The 24,901-nt window shown below is 42.5% G+C and carries 21 protein-coding genes; 11 read left to right on the top strand and 10 right to left on the bottom strand.

The genetic code is table 11. From position 1 onward, the window contains the following. Positions 1–376: 376 nt before the first annotated feature. From murJ to NWP21_RS10420, 3 genes are all read right to left on the bottom strand, one after another. Positions 377–1,981 carry a murein biosynthesis integral membrane protein MurJ gene (gene murJ / locus NWP21_RS10430; protein WP_280792645.1) on the bottom strand — a complete coding sequence of 535 codons (1,605 nt, stop codon included), beginning with the start codon at positions 1,979–1,981 and terminating at the stop codon, positions 377–379. Between the two features lie 19 nt (positions 1,982–2,000). Then, complete coding sequence (locus tag NWP21_RS10425; protein WP_280792644.1) at positions 2,001–2,507, bottom strand: pentapeptide repeat-containing protein; 507 nt, start codon at positions 2,505–2,507, stop codon at positions 2,001–2,003. A gap of 104 nt (positions 2,508–2,611) precedes the next feature. Beyond that, positions 2,612–4,117 carry an LCP family protein gene (locus tag NWP21_RS10420; RefSeq protein ID WP_280792643.1) on the bottom strand — a complete coding sequence of 502 codons (1,506 nt, stop codon included), beginning with the start codon at positions 4,115–4,117 and terminating at the stop codon, positions 2,612–2,614. A gap of 115 nt (positions 4,118–4,232) precedes the next feature. Between NWP21_RS10420 and NWP21_RS10415 the strand changes: the two genes are divergently transcribed. From NWP21_RS10415 to NWP21_RS10395, 5 genes are all read left to right on the top strand, one after another. Continuing rightward, positions 4,233–5,297 (top strand): mannose-1-phosphate guanylyltransferase, encoded by a 1,065-nt coding sequence (locus tag NWP21_RS10415; RefSeq protein ID WP_280792642.1) that lies wholly within the window; start codon positions 4,233–4,235, stop codon positions 5,295–5,297. A gap of 207 nt (positions 5,298–5,504) precedes the next feature. After that, on the top strand, positions 5,505–7,154 hold the full coding sequence (locus NWP21_RS10410; protein WP_280792641.1) for an AarF/ABC1/UbiB kinase family protein: 1,650 nt from the start codon (positions 5,505–5,507) through the stop codon (positions 7,152–7,154). A gap of 103 nt (positions 7,155–7,257) precedes the next feature. Further along, positions 7,258–8,238, top strand: coding sequence for an ATP-binding cassette domain-containing protein (locus NWP21_RS10405; protein WP_280792640.1), 981 nt, complete (start codon positions 7,258–7,260; stop codon positions 8,236–8,238). 5 nt (positions 8,239–8,243) lie between these two features. Beyond that, entirely contained in the window at positions 8,244–9,032 is a 789-nt protein-coding gene (locus NWP21_RS10400) for an ABC-2 family transporter protein (RefSeq protein WP_280792639.1), read from the top strand. Positions 9,033–9,146: 114 nt separating this feature from the next. Next, positions 9,147–9,995 (top strand): DUF6544 family protein, encoded by an 849-nt coding sequence (locus tag NWP21_RS10395; RefSeq protein WP_280792638.1) that lies wholly within the window; start codon positions 9,147–9,149, stop codon positions 9,993–9,995. Positions 9,996–10,148: 153 nt separating this feature from the next. On the opposite strand, the gene guaA is transcribed toward NWP21_RS10395, so the two are convergent. The 5 genes from guaA to NWP21_RS10370 form a co-directional block, all read right to left on the bottom strand. Beyond that, the gene (gene guaA / locus NWP21_RS10390; protein WP_280792637.1) at positions 10,149–11,768 is read right to left on the bottom strand and encodes a glutamine-hydrolyzing GMP synthase; all 1,620 of its coding nucleotides are present in this window, start codon (positions 11,766–11,768) and stop codon (positions 10,149–10,151) included. Positions 11,769–11,989: 221 nt separating this feature from the next. Then, positions 11,990–13,105, bottom strand: coding sequence for a cobalt-precorrin-5B (C(1))-methyltransferase CbiD (gene cbiD / locus NWP21_RS10385; RefSeq protein ID WP_280792636.1), 1,116 nt, complete (start codon positions 13,103–13,105; stop codon positions 11,990–11,992). A 16-nt stretch (positions 13,106–13,121) separates the two neighbouring features. After that, complete coding sequence (locus tag NWP21_RS10380) at positions 13,122–13,421, bottom strand: hypothetical protein (protein ID WP_280792635.1); 300 nt, start codon at positions 13,419–13,421, stop codon at positions 13,122–13,124. A 5-nt stretch (positions 13,422–13,426) separates the two neighbouring features. Continuing rightward, complete coding sequence (locus tag NWP21_RS10375) at positions 13,427–14,020, bottom strand: DUF3177 family protein (protein WP_271732745.1); 594 nt, start codon at positions 14,018–14,020, stop codon at positions 13,427–13,429. 361 nt (positions 14,021–14,381) lie between these two features. Continuing rightward, on the bottom strand, positions 14,382–14,615 hold the full coding sequence (locus NWP21_RS10370) for a Calvin cycle protein CP12 (protein ID WP_271732744.1): 234 nt from the start codon (positions 14,613–14,615) through the stop codon (positions 14,382–14,384). Positions 14,616–14,994: 379 nt separating this feature from the next. Between NWP21_RS10370 and NWP21_RS10365 the strand changes: the two genes are divergently transcribed. Next, positions 14,995–16,224, top strand: a complete 1,230-nt coding sequence (locus NWP21_RS10365) for an FIST N-terminal domain-containing protein (RefSeq protein ID WP_280792634.1) — start codon at positions 14,995–14,997, stop codon at positions 16,222–16,224. Between the two features lies 1 nt (position 16,225). Here the strand turns inward: NWP21_RS10365 and NWP21_RS10360 are convergent, their stop codons facing one another. Further along, the gene (locus tag NWP21_RS10360; protein WP_280792633.1) at positions 16,226–17,326 is read right to left on the bottom strand and encodes a metallophosphoesterase; all 1,101 of its coding nucleotides are present in this window, start codon (positions 17,324–17,326) and stop codon (positions 16,226–16,228) included. Between the two features lie 369 nt (positions 17,327–17,695). Between NWP21_RS10360 and trmB the strand changes: the two genes are divergently transcribed. From trmB to NWP21_RS10345, 3 genes are all read left to right on the top strand, one after another. After that, positions 17,696–18,343 (top strand): tRNA (guanosine(46)-N7)-methyltransferase TrmB, encoded by a 648-nt coding sequence (trmB, locus tag NWP21_RS10355; RefSeq protein ID WP_271732739.1) that lies wholly within the window; start codon positions 17,696–17,698, stop codon positions 18,341–18,343. A 47-nt stretch (positions 18,344–18,390) separates the two neighbouring features. Beyond that, positions 18,391–19,374 (top strand): folate-binding protein, encoded by a 984-nt coding sequence (locus tag NWP21_RS10350; protein ID WP_280792632.1) that lies wholly within the window; start codon positions 18,391–18,393, stop codon positions 19,372–19,374. A gap of 123 nt (positions 19,375–19,497) precedes the next feature. Then, positions 19,498–22,701 carry a glycoside hydrolase family 15 protein gene (locus tag NWP21_RS10345; RefSeq protein ID WP_280792631.1) on the top strand — a complete coding sequence of 1,068 codons (3,204 nt, stop codon included), beginning with the start codon at positions 19,498–19,500 and terminating at the stop codon, positions 22,699–22,701. 66 nt (positions 22,702–22,767) lie between these two features. Here the strand turns inward: NWP21_RS10345 and NWP21_RS10340 are convergent, their stop codons facing one another. Then, positions 22,768–23,049 carry a YkvA family protein gene (locus NWP21_RS10340; protein ID WP_280792630.1) on the bottom strand — a complete coding sequence of 94 codons (282 nt, stop codon included), beginning with the start codon at positions 23,047–23,049 and terminating at the stop codon, positions 22,768–22,770. Positions 23,050–23,264: 215 nt separating this feature from the next. On the opposite strand from NWP21_RS10340, the gene NWP21_RS10335 reads away from it, so the two are divergent. Then, on the top strand, positions 23,265–24,005 hold the full coding sequence (locus NWP21_RS10335; protein ID WP_280792629.1) for a MotA/TolQ/ExbB proton channel family protein: 741 nt from the start codon (positions 23,265–23,267) through the stop codon (positions 24,003–24,005). Positions 24,006–24,049: 44 nt separating this feature from the next. Beyond that, entirely contained in the window at positions 24,050–24,619 is a 570-nt protein-coding gene (locus NWP21_RS10330) for a biopolymer transporter ExbD (RefSeq protein ID WP_280792628.1), read from the top strand. Positions 24,620–24,901: the final 282 nt, after the last annotated feature.

Below are 24,901 nucleotides of genomic sequence, written 5' to 3'. Positions count from 1 at the left end.
CCTACTCTTGACAAAATGTACCTTATTCTTCTTGATAAAACCCTTATTTTATTGATAATCATCAACGGAGGATTAAGGTTTGGGGGTTTGCGAGCGATCGCTCTCACGAATGTTAAGAAAGATCCGGGTAATGGATAGCTTCCAGATGGGAGGGGTCAGGGGGTGGGGTGTTTATTTCGCCCTCCCTTCCAGAATGTACAAAAACTGCTGATAAATTATACAGAGGGTAGTAAAGCCCGCTTAGATGATGATCAAGTCACCCAATTAGCGGAAGACAATGACAACCTAAGTTTACTGCTTATGGAAGGAACTAAACGTACTAGTCTGATCATTTCTCTATCAGCTTTTTTACTGAGAACATAAGGTTTAATTATTACTATCTTTTCAGCAATCTTTGACGCATCCCCACAGCAAAACTATTCACCTCTGGTATTTTCAAGCATGAGGCAATGATCGCAAAAACCAAGATACCCACTAAACCCGATACACATAACTGTAACAGTTGAATAATTAACCCCTGTGTACCCAACAACTGCTGTAAACTAACTAAAGTACCAAAACTAGCAACACCAGCCGCAACACTACCCGCAGTTAAACCCAAAATTGGGATACTCCACTCACGCCAAGGTAAACCATTGAGTTTACGGTCAAGTAACCATAATAGCATTACTACAGAACTAAAGTTTACACCTACGGTTGCTAAAACAATCCCAGTCGCCCCAAAATGTTTAACCAAAATACCATCAAGTACAGCGTTAAGGAAGATATTAAAAGTACTAATCCTAAAAGGTGTCTGTGCATCTCCGAGAGCATAAAATACCCGTACCAATACATCCCGCCCTAAATATACAAACATCCCCACACCATAGGCAATCAGCAGGGATGAAACCAGCTGTGTGGCTTGTTGTTGGAAAGCACCCCGTTGATAAATTATCTCTACGATGGGGACAGATAACACCACCATTAACGCTCCTAATGGTAACATCGTGACGGCGGTGAGTAAAATTCCTTGGCGAATGCGTAACTTTAGGTCTGGCCAATGTTCGGGAGCCGCTAACTTAGCAAACATTGGTAATAAAGGTAACAAAATAATATTAGAGATAATACCCAGGGGAGTTTGCACTAGGAGATTGGCATAGTTAAACCCAGCCGCCGCACCGGGTATAGGACTAGCAAAGTAAAGGTCTGTGGCGACATTAATCGGCATCATCCCGGAGGAAATAGTAGCTGGTGTCATAATTTTGATCACCTCTTGCACTCCAGGGGATTTAAAATCAAACCGCAGGCGCAATGTACCTAGTCCTAAGCGCCACTGGACAATTAACTGGGCTAACCATTGGAGAATTGCGCCCCCTAGGGTTCCCCAAGCTAAGACCATACCACCGATGAAGGCGTATTCTGGTTTAATAATATCTTCACCTAGTTGCCCGGTTAAGATGGCAATGCCGGCAATCACAGTTACACTAGACAATAGGGGACTGATGGAAAGTAACCAATATTGATTAGCGGCGTTGAGGGTACCAAAACCAATACCTATTAAACCCGCAAATAAGGCCATGGGTGCCATAATGCGGATCTGTTGAATGGCGATCGCCCTGGTAGTCGATTCTAAGCCATAACCAACAATATCAATGATGGTATCAGCAAAGAAAATCTGAGCCAAGGTCACCAGTAGGAGTAATCCACCTACCAGAGTTGTTACCGTTTCTACCAGGGGGGCGCTTTCCGAGCGTGAGCGCTTGGCTAGAACACTGACAACCGCACTGTGTAATGGTCCATTCACCCCACCCAGTAAGATTAAGAGAAAACCCGGAATAATATAAGCGTAACTATAAGCAGTAGCCGCAGCCCCAACACCAAAAGCCGCGGCGATCGCCTGCTGTCGCGCTAAACCAAAGACTTTACTAATTAATGTAGCCGCCGCTACTATCCCCGCAATTCCCGCCAAGGAACGAGCGGGTTTCTGGTCTTCTTGAGTCACTTACTATACCTGACAACTATTACCGACATCCTAAACTATCCCGTGTCGCCACCCCTGTAACGGGATTAATACCCTCAGCGCGATCGCACATTAAAGAAACTTGATAGCGGTCTATCAAAGCATCTGTAAAATCAGCACCAGTGATGTCCGCATCAAAAAACCGACTCCGGGTCATAGTTGCTTCTGTAAAAATAGCATTCTTTAAATTTGCCCCATCCATAGTCACCCGGTCAACTAAAGCCCCTGTGAGATTTGCACCTTCCAAATTAGCATTTAACAACACCCCCTTAGTCAGAATCGCATTGCTTAAATTAGCCCCTTGGAAATTTGCGCCCCGCATTTCCGCCGCCACAAAAGTCACCCCAGATAAATCAATGTTAGAAAAATCACTATCTTGGAGACTAGCATTACTATAGTTGATTGTGCTAATTTGGGCCAAAACTGGTTGAGGATTAATTAGCACCCATAACCAAGTCAAAACCACAATTCCCAGCCAACTAAATAATTTAAGTAAAAACTTTTGCATAACTCTAAAAACTTTGTTGATGATCATTAGCCAATAGTTTAGTAGACTATGATCCCCAGAGGGAACCCAAAATCAAATCATGACTAATGACTAATGACCAGTGACTATTTCCAATCTTGACCAATACGAATTGTAATATCCGATTCTAAATCCCCAATTGCCGAAACATTAATCTTACCCAAGCCAATAATGTCATAAAGCTCAACTCCCGTGGTTCGGTTTCCTCTGTGAACAATAATCTGAGTCTGTCTGTGGGGGTCAGGCCAATCCGACACAGCATGAACATTTGTAAAACCTTTTTGTTTGAGATAGTCAATAACCTTTTCAGTCATCTGAGGTTGATTGGAAGAATTTTGAATAGCAATTCTCAGGTCTTGGACTGGACGTACATCAGCGTCAACATCAGGTACATCTACCCCCACATAATTACTCAATAGAGTCTGCTGTTTATTAAGATTCAGCCAATAACTATTGGGGTCTTGACTAAAGCGGCTGAAATTACCCGGTAGAATGGTCATTTGTAAATTATCATCTTCCAGGTTCACCGAATAATTTACCAAGGCCATCATTTCTTCTATTTTGAGATTGGTGTCAAAATATTTCCGCATCAGACGGGTTAAATGAGGTAATCTCGGTAAGACAGTCGGACTATTGACCTGTTGCAGTAAGGCTTTAATTAGCACTTGCTGTCGTTGTACTCTAGGTAAGTCACCTAATCCTGGTTCGCGGTATCGAGCAAATTTTTCTGCTTGTTCACCGTTGAGGGTTTGCCAACCACTGGGTAAATTAATGGATTGATGACTAGAATCTTGATATTGCATACCTTGAGGTACAAAAACATCAACCCCACCCAATTGATCAACTAACTGCCTCAGCCCACTAGTGGAAATACGGATATATCTATGTATAGGAGCATTATTTAAAGTCCGGCTAACTACCCGTGCTGCTAAAACAGGCCCCCCTTGAGCATTAGCTTCAGACACCTTAGTTAAACCTCTTTCTGGGATAGCAATCATGGTATCCCTGGGAATTGACAAGACCCGCATAGTTTTATTACTAGGGTTGAGTCTAACCAGCAACATGGTATCACTGGTTCCTGTAAAACTTTCCGGAGAGCCATCAATACTACCTGGCACCGGATCAACTCCCATAATCAAAATATTCATCGGTCGTGAGAGCTTATACTGGGAAATTTTGCCCCATAATTCCCCAGGTAAGGGTATTCTCTGATCATCTTCACCAGAAAACCCCAATTCTTCATCTGTTTGGTCAAGATTACTCCATAGTGGAGTCCACAGCGCCAAAGTCGATACTAACAGACCTGAAAAAACGATCCCCACCACCGTGGTCAATGTCCACAGTAGCCATCGAGGTACACTCAAGCCTAACCTCTGGTAAATATCCTTGGGAATTACACCCACAGACTCAACAACACTCGGTGAAATAGTTCCTGGTTCATGGGGCACTATTTCCAGTTCGGATGGTGATATCTGTTGAATTCCCAGATCATTTTCTCCCCATGATACCTGTTGAGTTCTTTCCTGTACTTCAAACTCTGGTAATTCTTGAAAGGTCACCTGATTTTCTAACCATTGAAATTGTTTAATCACAAATTATCTCCCCAATCAACCACTACCTTAAGGTCTGTTAATCGCATCCACAAATCCTGTCAGGCCAAAAGCTCACTGTACACTGATAATGATCTGACCTGAGTGTGTAGACAACATGAGTAATTCACTCTTCCCTGTAATTCTGGCCGGTGGCAAAGGTGAGCGTTTTTGGCCCCTCAGTCGCCAAAACCGACCTAAGCAATTTTTAAGCCTTGATGGTAGCTCTAGAAGTCTGTTACAAGCAACCGCCGATAGGTTATTAGCCTTCACGAATGGTTGGAATGACCTCTGGGTCATTACTTCTAGTCAGATAGCCGCGGGTGTCACACAACAACTACCCCAACTACCATCTCAAAATTTACTCATTGAGTCCGAGGGACGAGATACAGCCGCTGCTGTTGCCTGGGCAAGTTTAGAAATTAAGCAGCGTTACGGAGAAGATGCTATCATCGGCTTTTTTCCCTCTGACCACTGGATAGCTGACCAAGAAGCATTTGTACATACCTTAATGGCTGCTACCGAGCTAGCGTCCAGCACAGAGGCCATTGTCACTCTGGGGATCAAGCCTACTTTCCCATCAACTGGTTACGGGTATATTGAACAAGGCGAAAATATTGGTAGATTTAATGATTTGCCAGCCTATCACGTCAGCCGCTTTACTGAAAAGCCTAACCGTGAAACAGCAGAAACTTTTCTATCTACGGGGCGTTTTAGCTGGAATAGCGGAATGTTCGTATTTCGGGCTGGGGTGGTTCTCAAGGAACTTTATACCCATGCGCCAGAAATTATCGAACCATTAGAACAACAAGGCCCTGATGTATATCCTCAGTTGCTTAAACAGAGTATAGACTATGCTCTGATGGAAAAAACAAATTTAGCATATGTCTTACCAGTTGAATTTGGTTGGGATGACTTGGGAGATTGGAATGCACTCGATCGCCTACTGAAAAAACCTGAGAATCCGAATGTAGAACTAGCTACCCATGTGGGATTGGATACCCATGGTGCTATTGTTTATGCTACCAATTCAGAGGATGTAATTGTTACTATTGGTCTAGAGGATGTTGTGATTGTGCGCGATCGCAATGTAACTCTTGTAGTCAATAAAGACCGCACTCAAGAAATTAAACAGATTCTCAAAACCCTTGCAGATGATCCCCGATTTACTGAACTGCTATAAATCCTAGAGTCTGAGAGTTAAAACCCCGATCAGAGGCTGAGGATTGGTTGCATTCATTATAACTGATATGTGTGTTGGCAGGACTTAGGGAGCAGGGAATAGTACCGCCCCGGTCACGAGAGTTTGATTTTCTGCCTAGTTACACCGCTGCTCTACCAGATTACTCCCTGCTCCCCCTGTTTCCCCTCATCCCCCTATTTCCCCACAATGTTCCTCACTCAAACTGTTCCCCGTCAAAGAGAAATTATCGAGGTAGTCCTCCGCAATGGTTGGGACTATATGCGAAGAGTACTCACCGGTGGTAAAGCTGATGAACCTCAACTACCCACACCGGCAGTTTTAAAGAATATCCTGGTGGATTTGGGTCCAGTTTATGTTAAACTGGGTCAGCTACTTTCCACCCGTCCAGACTTACTCAGCGCCCCCTACATTGAAGAGCTTTCCACTCTCCAAGACGAAGTACCCCCAGTTCCTTGGTCAGACATAGAAGTATTAATTCGTCAGCAGCTAAAACAGCCACTGGAAGAAACATTCAGCATAGTTAATCATGTCCCTGTAGCGGCCGGATCAATCGCTCAGACTCATCGAGCTACATTAGTAGATGGTCGAGAAGTTGCTCTCAAGGTACAACGTCCGGGAATCGATCTCACTGTAGCTCAAGATATCGTTTTAATTCAAGGTATTGCTGATTTAGTAGCGCGCACAGAGTTTGGGCAAACTTACGAAATCAAAGCGATCGCTGCTGAATTTACCAAAGCTTTAGAAGACGAGTTAGACTTTACACTGGAAGCAGGTTTTACAGACCAGCTGCGAGGTAATTTAGCGCGTAGTCGCTGGTTTGATCCCACACAACTGGTAGTTGCGGAAATCTTCTGGGAATTGACTACCCAGAAGTTATTGGTAATGGAATGGCTCGATGGTGTACCTTTACTTTCCGCGAATTTAAATCGGTTCATGGAAAATGGTAACGATGCTCACACACAACGCCAGGAAATTACTACCCTGCTATTTCGGGCTTTTTTCCAGCAAATATACATTGATGGCTTCTTCCATGCTGACCCCCATCCTGGAAACTTATTTTATCTCGCAGATGGTCGCATTGCGCTTTTAGACTGTGGAATGGTGGGCAGACTTGATCCCCGCACGCAGCAGATCCTCACAGAAATGCTTTTAGCCATCATTGATTTAGATGCGGGTCGATGCGCCCAGTTAACTTTACACTTAGCAGATTCTTCTGGTCCGGTGATTTTGTCCCGGTTAGAAAATGATTATGATCGCATGTTGCGGAAGTATCATCATGTCAGCTTGAGTGATATGAATTTCAGTCACATAATTTATGAAATTCTGCAACTGGCCCGTCAAAATAAAATTCGCTTACCCAGCAATATGGGCTTATATGCCAAAACCCTGGCTAACTTAGAAGGGGTAGCTCGTGGATTCAACCCACAGGTAAATTTATTTGACGAAATCCAGCCATTAATTACAGACTTATTTCGACGACAACTACTAGGGAGTAATCCACTACCATCACTCTTAAGAACTGCCCTAGATATTAAGAGTCTATCATTACAATCTCCCCGGCAAATTGAACTATTATTAGAGCGAGTTACTTCGGAAACCTTACAGTGGAATCTCTCACTGCGTGGTTTAGATGGTATGCGGCGCACTCTGGATGACGCGGCTAACAGATTATCTTTTAGTATTTTAGTAGGTTCTCTGATTATGGGAGCCGCTATTATTTCCACCAAAGCCCAAACTACTCAACTGTCATTTTTAAGTAGTGTTCTGTTTGCAGCTGCTAGTTTATTAGGTTTGTGGCTAGTTATTAGTATTTTACGCTCTGGGCGTTTAAAGTAACTGTTGAAAAAAACCTCCTAAAATCTACTGATGTCAAAATGGATCATATTTCTTGTATTTATAAGGGATAATTTTGGGTCTCACCGCTACAGGAAAATGCTATATGTCAATTATTACCGTTGAAAATCTGTGTAAATTTTACCCAGTGTCGGTTAAGGATCCGGGTATAAAAGGCACGCTCACCCACTTTTTCCGGCGCACTTACCGCTCTATTAAAGCAGTAGAGGATGTTTCCTTTGAAATTTCCCCCGGTGAGGTGGTGGGTTTTTTGGGACCCAATGGTGCTGGTAAAACTACGACCCTGAAAATGCTCACAGGGCTGATTCATCCTTCTGGCGGTACAGTTAGAGTGGCCGGATACGTGCCATTTCTGCGCCAAGAAAGATTTCTGCAAAAAATTACCTTGGTCATGGGTCAAAAACAGCAGTTACTCTGGGACTTACCAGCCCTAGATTCTTTAAAAATCAACGCTGCTGTTTACAACATCTCAAATCAAGAATTTCACAGACGGGTCGGGGAATTCACACAGATGTTGAATCTAGAAGGAAAGCTGACCCAGCCAGTGCGGAAATTATCTTTAGGTGAACGGATGAAAGCCGAACTGTTAGCAGCACTGTTGCATCATCCTCATGTATTGTTTCTCGATGAACCGACACTGGGACTAGATGTAAATGCTCAGGTGGCGGTACGGGATTTTTTACGGGAGTATAATCGCCGTTATCAAGCTACTGTGTTATTAACTAGTCATTACATGGCTGATATTACTGCTTTATGTCAGCGGGTACTATTGATTCACCAAGGAAAGCTGATGTATGACGGTAGTTTAGATGGATTGGTGGCAAATTTCGCACCTTACCGCGAAATCCATATTGAGTTAACCGAGCCGCTACCTAGAGAAAAACTCATGTTCTACGGTGATGTCCAATCCCTAGAGGGGCGTGCTGTGAGCTTTATCGTACCACGAGAAACCCTGACCAGTGCAGTATCTCAAATTCTGGCAGATTTAGAAGTCATTGATTTAACAGTGACTGAGCCACCAATAGAAGAGGTGATTGGTAGAGTTTTTCAGGCGGGAGTGGTGTAATTTCAGTGAAAAAAATTCTTAGGAAAATCTTGACTTTGCTGTCTGTTTACTACACCTATATGGTGGAGTATCGGGCGGAATTGATTTTATGGGTTTTGGCTGGCGCTTTACCTATTATCTTGATGGGTGTCTGGATACAGGCGGCCCAAGGTGGGGAGTTCGCTCTGACACCTGCAGATTTTGCCCGCTACTTTATCACGGTTTTCTTTGTGCGACAAGTTACTGTTGTCTGGGTAATTTGGGAGTTTGAAAAGGAGATAGTGGAGGGTAAGCTATCATCCCGCTTATTGCAACCCCTAGATCCAGTCTGGCGCCATGTCGCTGCTCATCTTTCCGAAAGGGTGGCTCGTCTACCTTTTGCACTACTACTAGTTTTTTTGTTTTTTACCCTCTATCCTCAAGCTGTTTGGTTACCTAGTTGGTGGCAATTATTACTCTTTTTTATTGCATGTATACTCAGTTTTATTTTACGGTTTGTGATTCAGTATACTTTTGCTATGTTCGCATTTTGGACAGAACGCGCTAGTGCTTTGGAAAACTTCTGGTTTCTATTTTATTTATTTTTGTCGGGCTTAATTGCACCTTTGGACGTTTTTCCCGAAACTGTGCGCACGGTGGTTATGTTTACGCCTTTCCCTTATTTGATTCATTTCCCAGTCAGTCTTTTGGTGGGGTTACCTGTTGATGTTGCCGGGGGATTTTTAGCCATTTTAGCCTGGATATTCATATTTTTCGCGGTAAATCGCCTGCTGTGGCTTGGGGGACTAAAACGTTATTCTGGTATGGGTGCCTAAAATAACGTCACACCTTACTAACCAAAGGTCAGGTTTTTGGCAAATCTCAAAGGTAGGTGGTGTCAAAACACACATTTATATGTTATTTAATTTATATTTATCAGGTGTGTTTTTATGTCTATCAACATTCTCATTGGCATTGTTATACTGTTGGCGATCGCATTTTTGAGTCTGATCATCCTCAAAATCAGAACTAATCGCCAGGTCAATCAAATGTGGCGATTGTGTTCCCTGTGTTCTTCACAAGCATCCCCGACACAGGAATACTTCAGTGAAGACATGATTACTGGATTGCCACCCACTGTACAGCGTTACTTTCTACACGCTATTGCTCCAGGGACACCCTTAGCTCATGCTAATCAATTAAAGATGCAGGGGCGCTTGAGATTGGGACGGGATAAATCTTGGCTTTCCATGCGTTGTCAAGAACTCATCACCTCACAAGGATTTGTGTGGAAAGCCATCATCGGTGGTAAATTATTAAAGATTGATGGTGCTGATTATTACATGATTAATGGTTTAGGGCGAGTGCAATTTGGACTCTGGGGATTAATCCCAATTATCAACGTACATGATCACAATACTCTTCGTTCTAGCATTGGGCGCTTAGTACAGGAATTTGTCTGGTTACCATCCGCCTTGTTACCCCAGCAGGGCGTAGAGTGGCGAGAAATTTCTGATGACACCATTGAAGCCAGACTGAAGATAAATGATGAACCCGTCACCCTCACCCTAGTCATTGATACTGATGGCAAAGTTTTAGAAATTTCTTCACCCCGTTGGGGAAATCATACAAACAATCGCAAATGGCGCTATATTCCCTTTGGCGGTAAATGTCACGCAGATCAAACTTTTGGTGGTTTTACCATTCCTTCTCAGGTCAATGTCGGTTGGTGGTTTGGTACAGAACGTTACTTTGACTTTTTTAAATGCACAATTAAACAGGCTAAATTTCAATCTTAGTCAGTTGGTGGTTGACGGAATTCCGACCAGGATGTTATGACGATAGACCCACTGGAGCATGGTGGCTGATGCTACAGGAAATTGAAAACAAGATGAGGACACAGACCTATGTGTGTTGATCTGTGTCCATCTGTGGTTGAAATTAACCCGACATCATTCCCACTCTATAGTTCCAGGGGGCTTAGAAGTAATATCATAAACCACACGGTTAACCCCCTTCACCTCATTAACAATGCGATTAGAAATTTCTTCCAAGACATCGTAAGGTATCCGCGCCCAGTCAGCCGTCATACCATCTTCACTCGTGACAATACGCAGAACAATAGGATAAGCATAAGTGCGTTTATCCCCCATTACGCCTACACTGCGAATTGGTAGTAACACAGCAAATGCTTGCCAAACATCATGGTATAAACCACGCTTGTTAATTTCTTGACGCACAACCAAATCAGCATCACGGAGAATATTCAACCGTTCGGGGGTGACTTCCCCTAAAATGCGAATTGCTAAACCAGGACCGGGGAAAGGTTGGCGTTGTACAATTTCTTCTGGTAAGCCAATCGAACGCCCAACTTTACGGACTTCATCTTTAAACAGTTTCCGCAATGGTTCCACCAGTTTAAACCGCAGGTCTTTGGGTAAACCTCCAACGTTGTGATGACTCTTAATTTTTACTGCTACTCGTTCCCCTGTTTGGGGGTCTACGTTAGTATCAGCGGACTCGATCACATCTGGATACAGAGTACCCTGGGCTAAATAGTCAAAATGTCCCAGGCGTTTAGATGTTTCTTCAAATACCTGGATAAACTCATGTCCAATACGCCGGCGCTTTTCTTCTGGGTCTGTTACTCCAGCAATCATCGACAAAAAGCGATCGCGAGCACTAACATATTCTACAGGAATATGAAACTGTTCTTTAAATAGTTTGAGTAACCGTTCCGGCTCCAACTTACGCATAAAGCCTTGGTCAATAAACACACAGGTCAATTGTTCCCCAATAGCTTTATACAACAAAAAGGCCAGGGTAGAAGAATCCACACCCCCAGACAAGGCTAATAGTACCCGCTTATCACCTACTCTGGCGCGAATTTCCCGAATTGCTTCTTCTACAAAAGCCTCTGTAGTCCATGTGGGTTCGCAATCGCAGATATGATAGACAAAGTTACGAATTAAGGCCAGTCCGCCTAGAGAATGTACTACTTCCGGATGGAACTGGACACCATAAAGTTTTCTTTGGTGGTCAGCAATGGCTGCACAGGGTGTATTATCTGTGTGTGCCAACACTTCAAACCCTGGTGGCATTTTTGTCACTGAATCACCGTGACTCATCCACATGGTGGTACCATCTTCCACATTAGTCAGCAAGTCTGTGGGGTCATCTATATATAATGATGCTTTACCATACTCTCCGCGCTCTGCTTTAGTCACTTCCCCATGGAGTTGGTTAACCATCAACTGCATACCATAGCAGACACCCAGGACAGGAATACCTAAATTCCAGATTTCTTGGTCGCAATGGGGGGCGTGTTCCACATAAACTGATCCTGGTCCACCAGAGAGAATGATCCCCTTGGGATTTAATTTGCGTAATTGTTCGGATGTTGTGCGATAAGATAGCACTTCCGAGTATACTTGAGTCTCGCGGATTCTGCGCGCAATCAGTTCAGAATATTGGGAGCCGAAGTCGAGAATTACAATCATTTGACGATCTAGCCCCCCCAAATTGTCTATTTGAGGTGCTTGTTCGGTTGGTAGAGTCACCGATGTATTCATGGGGAGTTGTAAATGTAAGGTAAACAGTCGCTCTATAGCCTAAGTGAAAACCATTCATTCCCTGCTGATGCTGGTAAATGGCTGAGTTGATCCCCAACAAACGCAAGGTTAAATGCGCTTGCTAGACAATGTTGATGGCATAGTTTTAAAAGAATAACTGATCCAAGGATGGATACTGAAAAAAATATTTATGGGGATTATTTATGATTATTCATATTAAACTAACACAATTTTTCCATTAACATGCAACCGATTTTGCTCTTGATGAGAATTTGCCGATCGCGATCAAACAGAACCGAGCCGCACAGTGTTGGTGCTGCGCCTCTGGTACTATGACTTTGAATGTATGCTTGGGAACGAGTATCAATAGCTTGAGCGATCGCAGTATAAACTTGATTAACCCAATCACTACCTGTCACAGTATCCAAGGTTCTTAAGTATTTTAATGCAGCCTCAGCCGTAGGACTTTCAAAAACAGACTGTATATCGTGGGAATTTAAACCCACCAAGGCACAATGGGCGGCTAAAATTTCCCGACGGCCATCAGCCAACTGGTGATGAGTATGAAAAATCCCCCCAGCCAATTTCATCAGTTTTCCGTGATAACCAAATAACAAGATTTCCTTCACACCCAGTACATCTGCTGCTACTAACATTGGCCCCAACCAGTTAGCAGTTTTCACCATTTGTTCAGGATTGATTCCCAGTTGACGCGCCAAATCTAGACCATTTTCGCCGATGCAAAATACCAAATTTTCAAACCGACTGGCTTTATGTTCTAACTCACTGCGGAAAGCTGTTAATTGCTCTGGTGTGCTTAAAGGTTGAGAAATACCAGTTGTCCCCAACAGCGAAAGACCTTCCACCACACCAAAAGCAGGATTAGAAGTGCGCACAGCCAGCGATCGCCCGAATGGTAGAATAATATTGACAGTGATTTTCTCATCAGCTGCTAGCATCCGCAGGAGATTTTCTTGTAGCAACCTGTGAGCATAAGCATAAATCGCCGGCTGATAGTCCGCATTTAGCTGTTTACCAATTCCTTCCCCACCTTGAATAATTACAGGCTCCCCATCGCCCACACGCCATTGCACCAGGGCCCAAATTGGTGTATTTCTGGTTAAATCCAGATTATCACCTGGTTCGCTGCGGGTAATTGCCAAAGCCATATGATCAGATAGACCTGCTACCTGTTCAATGGGTATTTCTGCCATTTCTGCGGGTGAAATCAAGTCCACCGACACAGATGTTACAGCTTGGTCATGGCGTAACCAGTGTAAAGCCGCCATAGCAGAAGCACAGGCAAAAACCGGGAGAGTGTATCCAGAAACAGACATGATGATTAAATGATTATTACACACCAACTGCTGACAGTAGATATTCCATAGCTTCCCCAGAAAGTCCTTTTTGGATATAATTGGGAGCTTCAGGATTGTAAGGGCTTTGGATGCGGTCAATATTCAAAATTACCGCCTCCTCCGGGATAACTTGTACATCCGGGTCAAATGCAGTTGGGCGCATCAAGGAACTAGAGAAACCTTTAAAAATAGCAACTTGATCTTGATAATTGGCGATTTCCAATGTTACCAGCAGAACTTCTTGGGGGCGTTTGGTGGTGTATTGTTCCAAGCGTTTACCAATGCAATTATTCATCTCAACTAGTGTTGTACTGCTGAACGTCCTTGTTTTCCTAGCTTCACAAGTACAAAGTAGGTTAAGTACACTACATAGATTACTAAACTCAGTATAGCCAAAAAACCTAGAAACACAGGTGTGCTATTCTCATGGAAATATTGTTTAAACAGTAAGGGCGCTTCCAACCAAACTTGACAATAGGGAGTTTTGATAGCAGTTTCCGAGACAGCACACCCTAAAAAAGGCACAAGAGCAATTGCACCCAAAATAGAATAAATAGTCACACCCCAGCGCCAAGAGGTAAAAATCAGTTTTAAAGGGCTACTTTGCTGGTAATCAATTTCATCATTGAGGTCTAGCCAAAACCACAGAGAAATAGGAATGAGAATCCGCCCGATGAACCCAGATATAAAGCTGATTGGGTACTGACCAATCATTAAATAGACGGTGATGGCTAATAGACTGGATACCCGCCAGTAAATGGTCAAGAGGTGCTGTATTGCTTCGGCTTTTTGTACAAATGCCCAAATTAGTAGAATTACAGGAATAAATACTAAAAATAATAATGCCAGTCGATAGTCAACCCAGACATACTGGCGAAACCAAACTTCATTCATAATTTTTTTTGAGGTTAGCAATAATAAATTTCAATCAATTATTCACCGGATACGTTTAATTTCTAGTTAAAAAAAACAAGCAACTGGGAGAAGTTAAAGTTTAATATCTTGCATCAGCCCAAAGCATCATCGGCACAGTTAAGGAACTTGCGCCGGATTTATGAACTAGCAACCCCAGGAAAACCCAATCTTAACCTTCGGTATCATATGAATCTAGTATAAAAGTATACTGACCCAAACCTCAGATGATTAAAACAGATGGATTTCTATTTAATTTCTATTTAATCTAGGGTTAGCTTCAAGGTGCAAGATAACAGTAAGTAGATATAGTTGCTTGCTTATTCGGATAAAACTTTACTTTTTAGTCGTCGTAAACCCGGCACTCAAGAGCGTCTGGGTTATCATCACAGTACTGTTCTAGTGAATTTTTTGGCTTCTTGTTCCGCTGGTGGGAGGCTTCAGCTTGCAGTTCTTCCACTGCATCCCAAGCAGCGGCACACTCAGCAGAGTTACCACCGGAAATATCACAGACAGCACGAGCTTGTTGTATTTCAACTTCGATTTTTTCTTGGATTTTTTCTTGGGTGTCGCTCATAGTTAAATCTCTTTGTGTGGTTTTTGTCCTAGTATATAAAAACTTGCAGAATGGAGTCTTGTGGTTAGCTCGTCCACCATTCTAACTACTTAACCTGTTACGTTAAGTATTTTAGCTTAATCATCCATGATCAATACAAAATTAAAAGAACAACAACAAGGTAAACTAAAGACAGGCATTTTTAAGAGTCCTGATGGCAGCGGGTAAATATCAGCCAAGAGTAGAATTAATCCCGCTGTTATATTGTATAATAAGTTTCCTAAGTACCAATATCTGATCATCCGGTGTCAATGTATGGTACTTGAACATATGTAGTAGGGGAAAAATCACATACTACTAATACTACTAACTATAGTAACAAAAAAACAGCCTAAAATTCATGGCAGAGCAAATGCAGTGGGCAAATGCCCTATCAACCCGTCCTTCTTTAGAAGCAGCTATTACAGATGTAGTAGAACAGGCTGTGTCGTCATTAACAGTACCTGCGGATTTGGGGGTGATATTCATTTCGTCTGCTTTTGCGAGTGAGTATTCCCGAGTTTTACCCCTGTTGGCTGAAAAACTTTCCGTACCTGTAATGATTGGGTGTAGTGGTCTGGGGGTAATTGGGACTACAGCTACAGGCGAACCTCAAGAATTAGAGGGAGAACCTGCTATTAGTCTTACCTTGGGATATCTACCAGGTGTGAATGTGGAAGTTTTTCATGTGCTCGGAGAAGAATTACCTGACATGGATAGTTCACCAGATGCTTGGATAGATTTAATTGGTGTGCAACCATCACCTACCCCCCAATTTATTTTACTGTCTAGTGCCTTTTCTTCAAGAATCAATGATTTATTGCAGGGGTTAGATTTTGCCTACCCTGGCTCGGTAATAGTCGGGGGACAGGCTAGCTCTGGGGGTGGAAGTAGTCAAATATCTCTATTTTGTAGCCATGACGCCCAGGGGATACATCAACGCCTTTATCGTGAGGGAACGGTAGGCTTGGCTTTGAGTGGCAATATTGTTTTAGAAACTATTGTAGCTCAAGGATGCCGACCCATCGGCCAGCCAATGCAGGTAACAAAGGCTGAACGTAATATCATTCTGGAACTAGATCAAAAAGTGCCGCTGATGGTTTTACGAGATTTGATTGCTAGCCTGAGTGAAGAAGAGCGGATATTGGCACAGCGTTCTCTGTTTGTGGGTCTAGTGATGGACCAGTTTAAGCTATCTTTACAACAGGGAGATTTTTTAATTCGTAGCATCTTGGGGGTAGATCCCTCTGCTGGAGCGATCGCCATTGGCGATGTCATCCGTCCTGGTCAACGCCTACAATTCCAACTGCGTGATGCCCAAGCCTCCGCTGAAGACTTAGAATTACTCTTAGAAGGGTATCAAAAGCAACAAATTTTTCCACCGGCGGCGGCTTTCATGTTCTCCTGTCTGGGTCGTGGTCAAGGTCTTTATGGCCAATCCAACTTTGATTCGGAGTTATTTAGGCGCTACATTCATCATATACCGATAGGTGGCTTTTTCTGTAATGGGGAAATAGGGCCTGTTGGGGGGAATACATTTGTACATGGTTATACCTCAGTTTTTGCAATTTGTCGCCCCATGATTAGTTAACCTACCCTAACAAGAGAGTGCTGTGGTTATCAATTAGAGTCGGAATACCACTAGTCATTGCACCATAGGTCTGAAGATGGCGACGTAATTCTATGGGAAATTGTGGATAGTCTAATAAAGCGTCTCCATCGGCAACATTGGCCCAAAAGTCCCGCAGATCAGGAGCTATTTTTTCCGCTACTGTCAATGGGAGGTTTAAGGGGTGTTGAGTTAATAACTTCACCAGGAAGGGGAAAGAGCGATCGCCCATCCACTGACGTGATAAATTTTGCAGATGGGGGAAATCAGGTACTGTTTCTACCCGGTGTGATTGAATTTGTAACCACTCTCTACCGTAGTTATCCTGTTGAAACTGGAAAACCCGGTACGGATGAGGATAACTCACTAAGGAACCAGTAGTAATATCATAAACCCCTTGGGAGTAAGCAACATCCTGAATGTGTAAATGTCCTGTAAATACTAATTTAACGCCATAATTACGCAGAATTTGCAATAATTGCGCAGAATTTTCTAACATATAGCGCTTACCTATAGGATGGCGCGATTGTTCCGGTAGATGCTCAATCACATTATGATGTACCATTACCAGCACCAATTCATTACCTGCTGCTGTGAGTACCTCTTCTAACCATGTCAGTTGTTGAGTATCCAAACGCCCTACTTGCTCACCCTGGTCATTAAAAAAGTTAGAATTGAGTCCAACTAGTCGTACTCCTGGCAACAGTTGCTGTGTATAGTAAAGTTGGTCAGGATTTTCGTAGCCAAACTTGCGGTAATAGTGGGGAAAATCAGCAAACCCAATTGATTGCTCATTGGCCATGACCACAGGAACATCATGATTACCAGGAACAACATAGGTGGGAAAAGGTAGCTTCTCTAATCTTTCTTGCAACCAGATATGATTTTCTGGTTCACTGTGCTGAGTTAAATCTCCGGGAAGCAAGAGGAAATCTAGATTAAGTTGTGTTAAGTGTTCTATTGCGCTTTCAAAAGCAGGGATACTCACCTCCACCAGATGAAATCGGCTAGGATGATCCCAGATAGTATGAGGAAGGGTAATATGTAGGTCGCTAACTACGGCAAAGCGAAAATTTAAAGCCATTGATTTGGAGGATAATGTTAAAAACTAGATAGAAAAACTCTTTTATAAAAAGTATAACCCTTGCTGGTAAAACCTGTTACAAGTGATCTTTTGTAACGTTTTCCTATCTGTTCACAATCATAGCTGTGGTTAATTAATTATTTACTATAGCTGAATAAAACAATAAGAATTAAAGATTTTTAGTAATTCGTGAACCCCCTTAAAATAGCTCAAATTATTAAAATATAAACTGATAATTATCGATTTATCTAATAGTTGGAAAGCCGATAATGTGAAAAGTAAGGGGGGAAGGACAGGCTATAGAATGCCAAATTTAAAAGATTTATAATATTAAAATCAAGTTGGTAAGTAATAAAAGGAGTATTAATTTTGGCAGTAGTCAGAGTGCGACAACACGTTAACCCACTGGCAAGAAAGTATCAAACGCCAGCAAATGCTATAGAATGGGAAAAGGTTTATACACAGCCAAACCAACCACTACATCTAGATATTGGCTGCGCTAGGGGCAGATTTTTGTTGAAAATGGCGCAGATAGAAACCAACTGGAATTTTCTGGGTTTAGAAATTCGAGAACCTTTGGTAGTGGAGGCGAACCAGTTACTATGTGAGTTGGGTTTAACTAATCTCCATTATTTATTTTGCAATGTAAATAACTCATTGCGATCGCTGTTATCGTCTTTGACTCCGGGAACTTTACAGCGTGTAACTATTCAATTTCCCGACCCTTGGTTTAAAAGCCGCCATGCTAAACGCCGGGTAGTACAACCGGAATTAGTGGCTGAATTAGCTGATTATCTGACCGTTGGGGGGGTTGTGTTTTTGCAGTCAGATGTTGAATTCGTCGCCAGTCAAATGCGCGACCTGTTTGCTGAAAATCCCGCCTTTGAACGACTAGGTACAGAAGAATGGTTAACACAAAACCCTTTACCAGTACCCACAGAACGGGAAATAGGGACTCAAAACAAAGGTGAACCCGTATATAGGGCTGCATTTGTGAGAAAAATTGTAGTAACCTAATTAAATGTAAGCCTAATAACTGTAAAACAGGGCAACTCTTCATCACCATGTCAACATCTGCAACTGACGATCAACACACAGCAGCCATTCAAGCCGCAACAGAAGGGGTTGCTGTATGCGATCGCTCCCACTGGGGGCGTATACGAGTTTCTGATGATGACCGTATCCGGTTTTTACACAATCAAAGTACTAACGATTTTCACAGCCTCAAGCCAGGCCAGGGCTGTGATACTGTGATGGTATCATCCACGGCTCGCACCATTGACCTGGTAACTGCATACATTTTAGAGGATGCAGTGCTGTTACTTACCTCCCCTAGCCGTCGGGAGTTGCTGATGCAATGGTTAGACCGGTATATCTTTTTTGCTGATCAAGTGCAATTGACAGATGTCACAGATGAAACATCGACATTGAGCCTCATGGGTGCCCAGAGTCATAATATTGTAGAAAAGCTGGGTGCTGGTGCAATTATTGGTCAAGCCTATGGTAATCATCAACTAGTTAACGGCGTGATGATTGCCGTGGGTAGTGGCTTGGCTACACCGGGATATACAATTATTATGCCAGCCGCACAGAAAGAGAAAATATGGCAACAGATTGTAGCACTAGGGGCGGTAGAATTGACGAATAGTGCCTGGGAAACATTACGGATTTTACAAGGAAGACCAGCCCCCGACGCAGAACTAACAGATGATTATAACCCCCTAGAAGTTGGCTTATGGCAAACAATTTCCTTTAACAAGGGTTGCTACATCGGTCAAGAAACCATCGCTAGGCTCAATACATATAAAGGTATAAAAAAGCATCTATGGGGCATACGTCTGAATGCACCTGCATCAGTGGGGAGTGCGATCGCCATTGGCGATGAAAAAGTCGGTAAACTTACTAGTTACACCGCAACCGTTAATGGTCACTTTGGACTAGGTTATATTCGCAGCAAAGCTGGTGGTATTGGCTTAAAAGTCCAGATAGGACAAGCAGAAGGTGAAGTAGTAAAAGTACCCTTTGTTTCTCACCAATACCCTCAATAACCCAGAGGGCTTATATCCAAAATCTGTCAATCATGACAGACCAATCTATGGTTAATTGCTCTCCTGTGATCCATACAATTTACCCCACATATTCTTACGCCTGAGTTTCCTAAAATTAAGATTATGCAAACAGTCACCCAACTGCAAACAAGACTCGAACATTACTACCAGCAAATCAAGACAATCATCCTCGCGCGTCAGAATCCAATTACCGGGTTGCTTCCTGCGAGTACAGCCATCACCGCCCACGGTGATTATACAGATGCTTGGGTAAGAGATAATGTTTACAGCATTTTAGCAGTTTGGGGTTTAGCACTGGCATATCGCAAGACTGACGAAGACAAGGGACGGACTTATGAACTAGAGCATAGCGTCACCAAATTGATGCGAGGCCTACTATTTGCGATGTTGCGTCAATCCCATAAAGTCGAGAAATTTAAACATACTCAGTCACTCCTAGATGGCTTACACGCCAAATACAACACAGCTACAGCTGACATTGTGGTTGGAGATGATGAATGGGGACATTTACAACTTGATGCTACATCTATATTTTTACTGATGCTGGCACAAATGACCGCTTCAGGATTGCAAATTATTTACACCATTGATGAAGTAAATTTTATCCAAAACCTGGTTTACTACATTGGGCGCGCTTACCGCACACCAGATTATGGCATTTGGGAAAGAGGTAATAAAATTAATCATGGTAGTGCTGAACTCAATGCTAGTTCTGTCGGTATGGCTAAGGCTGCTTTAGAAGCTATCAATGGTCTAAATTTGTTTGGTGTGCGTGGTGGTGAAGCATCAGTTATTCATGTCCTACCAGATGAAATTGCTCGCGCCCGAATTACCTTAGAATCTTTATTACCTAGAGAATCAGCTTCTAAAGAAATTGATGGCGCACTGTTAAGTATTATTAGTTATCCTGCTTTTGCAGTAGAAAATGTGCAATTACGCGATCGCACATTGAATGATATTATTCGTAAACTGCAAGGAAAATATGGCTGCAAACGCTTCTTACGGGATGGACACCAAACCGTTTTAGAAGATAATCAACGCTTACACTATGAACCTTGGGAACTGAAGCAATTTGAGCATATTGAATGCGAGTGGCCGTTATTTTTTACTTACTTATTTCTCGATGGTTTGTTCCGTGGAGACAGTCAGCAAGTTAAAGAGTACCAGGAACGTTTGCAGTCATTACTCATTCAACGTGATGGCGTGGGTTTATTACCAGAATTGTATTATGTGCCAGCGGAAAATGTAGAAGAGGAAAAATTAACCCCCCACAGTCAAACTCGCTTACCTAATGAAAACATCCCCTTAGTCTGGGCGCAAAGTTTATATTTTCTCGGTCAACTATTAGATGAAGGATTAATCGCGGTGGGGGATATTGACCCATTAGGAAGACATTTATGTATAGGTAAAAAACGCGAGGCTTTAGTACAAATCGCCTTACTAGCTGAGGATGAAGAATTACAAGCTAAACTAGAAGTCCATGGAATTGAAACTCAAACACCTAAGCAAGTAGAACCAATTCAAGTCAGAAAAGCCGAGGAACTTTCGGCTATTTATACTCAAATTGGACGTAATGATAAACTGGGTTTAACAGGTCGTCCTGTGCGGCGGTTACGGAGTTTGAACACATCTCGATTTTTTCGGATTCACGGAGAGACAATTGTATTTTTACCTTCGTTTTTAGATTCCCAACAGTTTTATTTAACCCTTGATTATCATTTTTTACTGGATCAAATCAGAAGTGAACTCGCTTATATTCGAGATTATTGGATTGATTTAGGTCGTCCTACTCTAACTTTAATGTTAACCCATAGCATGTTAGAAATCGGTTCTGAGGCTTTATTAGAACTGATGCAGGAACTTAAAGATGGTGTGTGTAATGGTGTAAAGGTAAAATTGGGACGACTCAATCAACTGATGCTAACAGCGGGGATGCAAAGGATTGATTTTCTCCCAGATGCAGATTTCTCCCAATCGCCAATGCAAAATGCTGCCCCCCCTTGCTATTATCTGGCTTATCATCCTGGGGGACGGTTAGGAAATACCCAAGAATTTCAGATGGAGTGCGAGACTAACTTGGGATTTTTGCTGGCTTCTTTGCGCTCATCGTCAAATATCTATGAACAAATCGAATTATTACAAACTTTAACTCGCTTGGAGGGATTAACTTTTGATACAGGTCTTGGGGGTCCACCGCATACTGTAACCGTGGCTGATTTACTGGATGAAGTCTACACCAAAGCCGGTAATTTAGGTATTTGGGCGGTGGTACGTCGCGCTGCTGGATTAAGACAAATGGTTGATATTAGCTTATCAGATACAGTCACGAGTATTTTGGTCAGAGGTAAACAAATTGCTGTGGGTAGAGCTTACAGTCAGTCATCACTGATGATAGTGCCTATGTCCCACCGAGAAATTACTGAGAAAATAAATCATTTCTGTCGGGAAGATATCCGCGATCGCGTCCTCACACAAGAAATTATTATCTATCTTGGGGTGTTAATGCGATCGGAACCTGAACTGTTTAAAGGTTTACTAACTCTGAGAGTCGGCTATCTGATTTTATTAATTACCAGTGAATTAGCACAAGAGTTGGGTGTCACTCAAGATGAAGCCTATGAACAATTGATGGAACTGTCACCCTTTGAAGTGAAAATGCGCTTGCATCAAGTATTAAGAGGTTATACAGGTATTAGTAAATTATTACGCCAACAGGAATCACTGCACATCAAGCAAAAAGAAAGCGATATTGCTTGGGTAGTGCTACCGACAACCGAAAAAGAACAAAGCACAGTCCCCCCGGGTGGTTGGCGGAGATTTCGCCAAGGCGAAGGAGCATTAAACCGAGTCCCTAAAGACTTTTTCCAGCAGGTTTGGCGATTAATGAAACATTGTAAAGGAATTGTGATTGGCGATAAACTAGAGCGTCGCAATCGTTTAGATAGTGAGTTAATTTTATCAGAAATGACAGCCGGGGAAAAGAACTTTGCCCTGAGAGTTGAGCATTTACTCAATAAAATTGAGGCTCCAGAATACCGCCAAGTCAATGTTGAAGCCTTGATGGAATTAGCCACAATTGTCGCCAATAATCCCAGCTTACAAATTGAGGAGTATATAGTTTTAGATGTATTAATTGGCCATGCGGTGCGATTAGCATGGTTAGAACAACATCCCGAACGAGGCGATCGCTATGATGAAGATAAAGCTTCAGCCTGGCAATGCTTTTATAATACCTCTCCTCAAGATTGTGTAAGTTATATATTGAAAGCCTTAAGATTCTTAACAGAATTTGTCAAAGATATTTAAATCCAGATTCACGCCAAGGAGTCGCAGAGAAATATCCGTCTTTGCGTACCTTGGCGTTGAAATTTTTCAATCCACAGACACAGCATCAACATCAACAGTTTCAGTACTAGGTTGTTCAGAACCCTGACGCGCCTTCCAACCTGAGAGCACTAACCCAGACACCTCGGAAAAAACTATAGACAGAAGTAAAAAGTCATCAATTTGTCCGAGAATGGGTATGAAGTCGGGAGAGATATCTATAGGGCTGAGAATATAAACCAGTGTCGCTAAAATCACCCACCACCGATAAATAGGATTACGTAGCAAATTACGATACCAATCGTATACTAATTGGATTGGAAATTTCATGTATTTACCCTCCAGTTATTATTAATTTTGACAAACCCGCAGATAAATCACCGGTAGGAATAACCGTCCCAGGTAGTATGGAAGACCCTAGTAATTTTCCTGGGCTAAATATTTGCCGGAAGATTTTGTACACGAATATGTAATTATGCATTAATCTTGAGAATTAAAATGCCTTGGAATACTTGCTGTTGAAATCGAAAGAGGAACCCTAACCAGTGGATATTTTAGATTTGTTTGAAAAGGGCGGCCCGGCTATGTGGCCTTTGCTGGCGCTGTCGATTCTATCTATAAGTGTGATTTTTGAGCGTCTGTGGTTCTGGCTACGAATTATGACCCAAGAAAACCAAATTGTGGATCGTGTATTAAATACTGCCAAAGATAGTTGGGAAGTAGCGGCGGATATTGCTAGAAAGTCCCGCCATCAACCCATTGGACGCTTTCTTTATGCCCCCTTAAGCTTACACAAAAGTGATCCGGAAACCTTTAGATTAGCATTGGAGTCCACAGCCGAAGATGAATTAGCTGGGATGCGCCGGGGTGAAAAACTCTTAGAAGTTATCATCGCCCTGTCTCCTCTGTTGGGATTGCTGGGTACGGTTTTGGGTTTGATTCAATCTTTGCGTTCAATTCGCATTGGTGATTTAGGAACCGAATCTACGGCTGGTGTCACTACTGGTATTGGTGAATCTTTAATTAGTACCGCTACTGGCTTAATAGTGGCCATTATCAGTTTGGTCTTTTATCGCCTATTTCAAAGTTTTGTAGTTGACCAGGTGAAAATTTTTCGTAAAGCGGGTAATGAGATGGAATTGTTATATCGCCAGTCTCCCCCTGACTATGAAAAAATTCATTCTCTCATAGTTGCCGAGTCTTTGCAAGACAGTAATACTTCTCCCAGCAGGGGAGATAAAAACCCTTTTGGTGAAGCTCCTCAACCCCCCAATGCAACTGAGTAGTTAGATTCTGAGCAATAGTTAAAAATTCTACACCCAACCCAGGTATGAAAATTAATTTACAGAGCCCAGTTGAAGAAACACAAATTCAAATCCTCCCCTTAATTGATGTCGTTTTTTGCATCCTGACGTTTTTTCTGTTGGCGGCTTTGCAATTTACTCGACAACAGGCGATTAATATTGATTTACCTAAAGCTAGTACAAGTACAGCGACTGGTCTCACCTCACAGAGTGCCACTCGTATTATCACTCTTGATGCTATAGGTAATCTTTACATAGAAAAGCAGCCTGTACAACGAGATCAGTTAGTACAAAACTTAAGGCAATATCTCGCCGCTAACCCTAGTGGAACTTTGGTGTTAAATGCATCTCGTACAGCAACCTATAATGATGTAATTTCAATCTTAGACTTGATGCGGCAAGTAGGTGGCGATCGCGTTTCTTTGGGAATTATACCAGGACCTGCCCCATTAACCAGTGACTCATTTAATCTACCTAATTTTCCCACTGCACCAGTTCCGGGGGTGAATCCTGATGTCCTGTCGCCAGTGTTACCCAATGAACTAGCGCCCCAAGTCCCTATGGCACCTGAAACTACTCCCACACCTCAAAGGTAATACAATTCCCCTGAACGTGAGGTTTTAATTAAATATGGAACCTCACCCCTAACTCCTCTTCTTGCTTAGGCTATTCATTACCCACATTTTTCTTAACAATCTTGAAACATTTATTTGGCAACGGTTTCAACGCTTGAAAATTTCCCTACTCTTGACAAAATGTACCTTATTCTTATTGATAAAAACCTTATTTTATTGATAATCATCAACGGAGGATTAAGGTTTGGGGGTTTGCGAGCGATCGCTCTCACGAATGTTAAGAAAGATCCGGGTAATGGATAG

Source organism: Anabaenopsis sp. FSS-46 (assembly GCF_029891665.1).
GTDB classification, from domain to species: Bacteria; Cyanobacteriota; Cyanobacteriia; order Cyanobacteriales; family Nostocaceae; genus Anabaenopsis; species Anabaenopsis arnoldii.
Note: the sequence above shows the minus strand (reverse complement) of the source record. Positions and strands in the feature narration are given on the sequence as shown.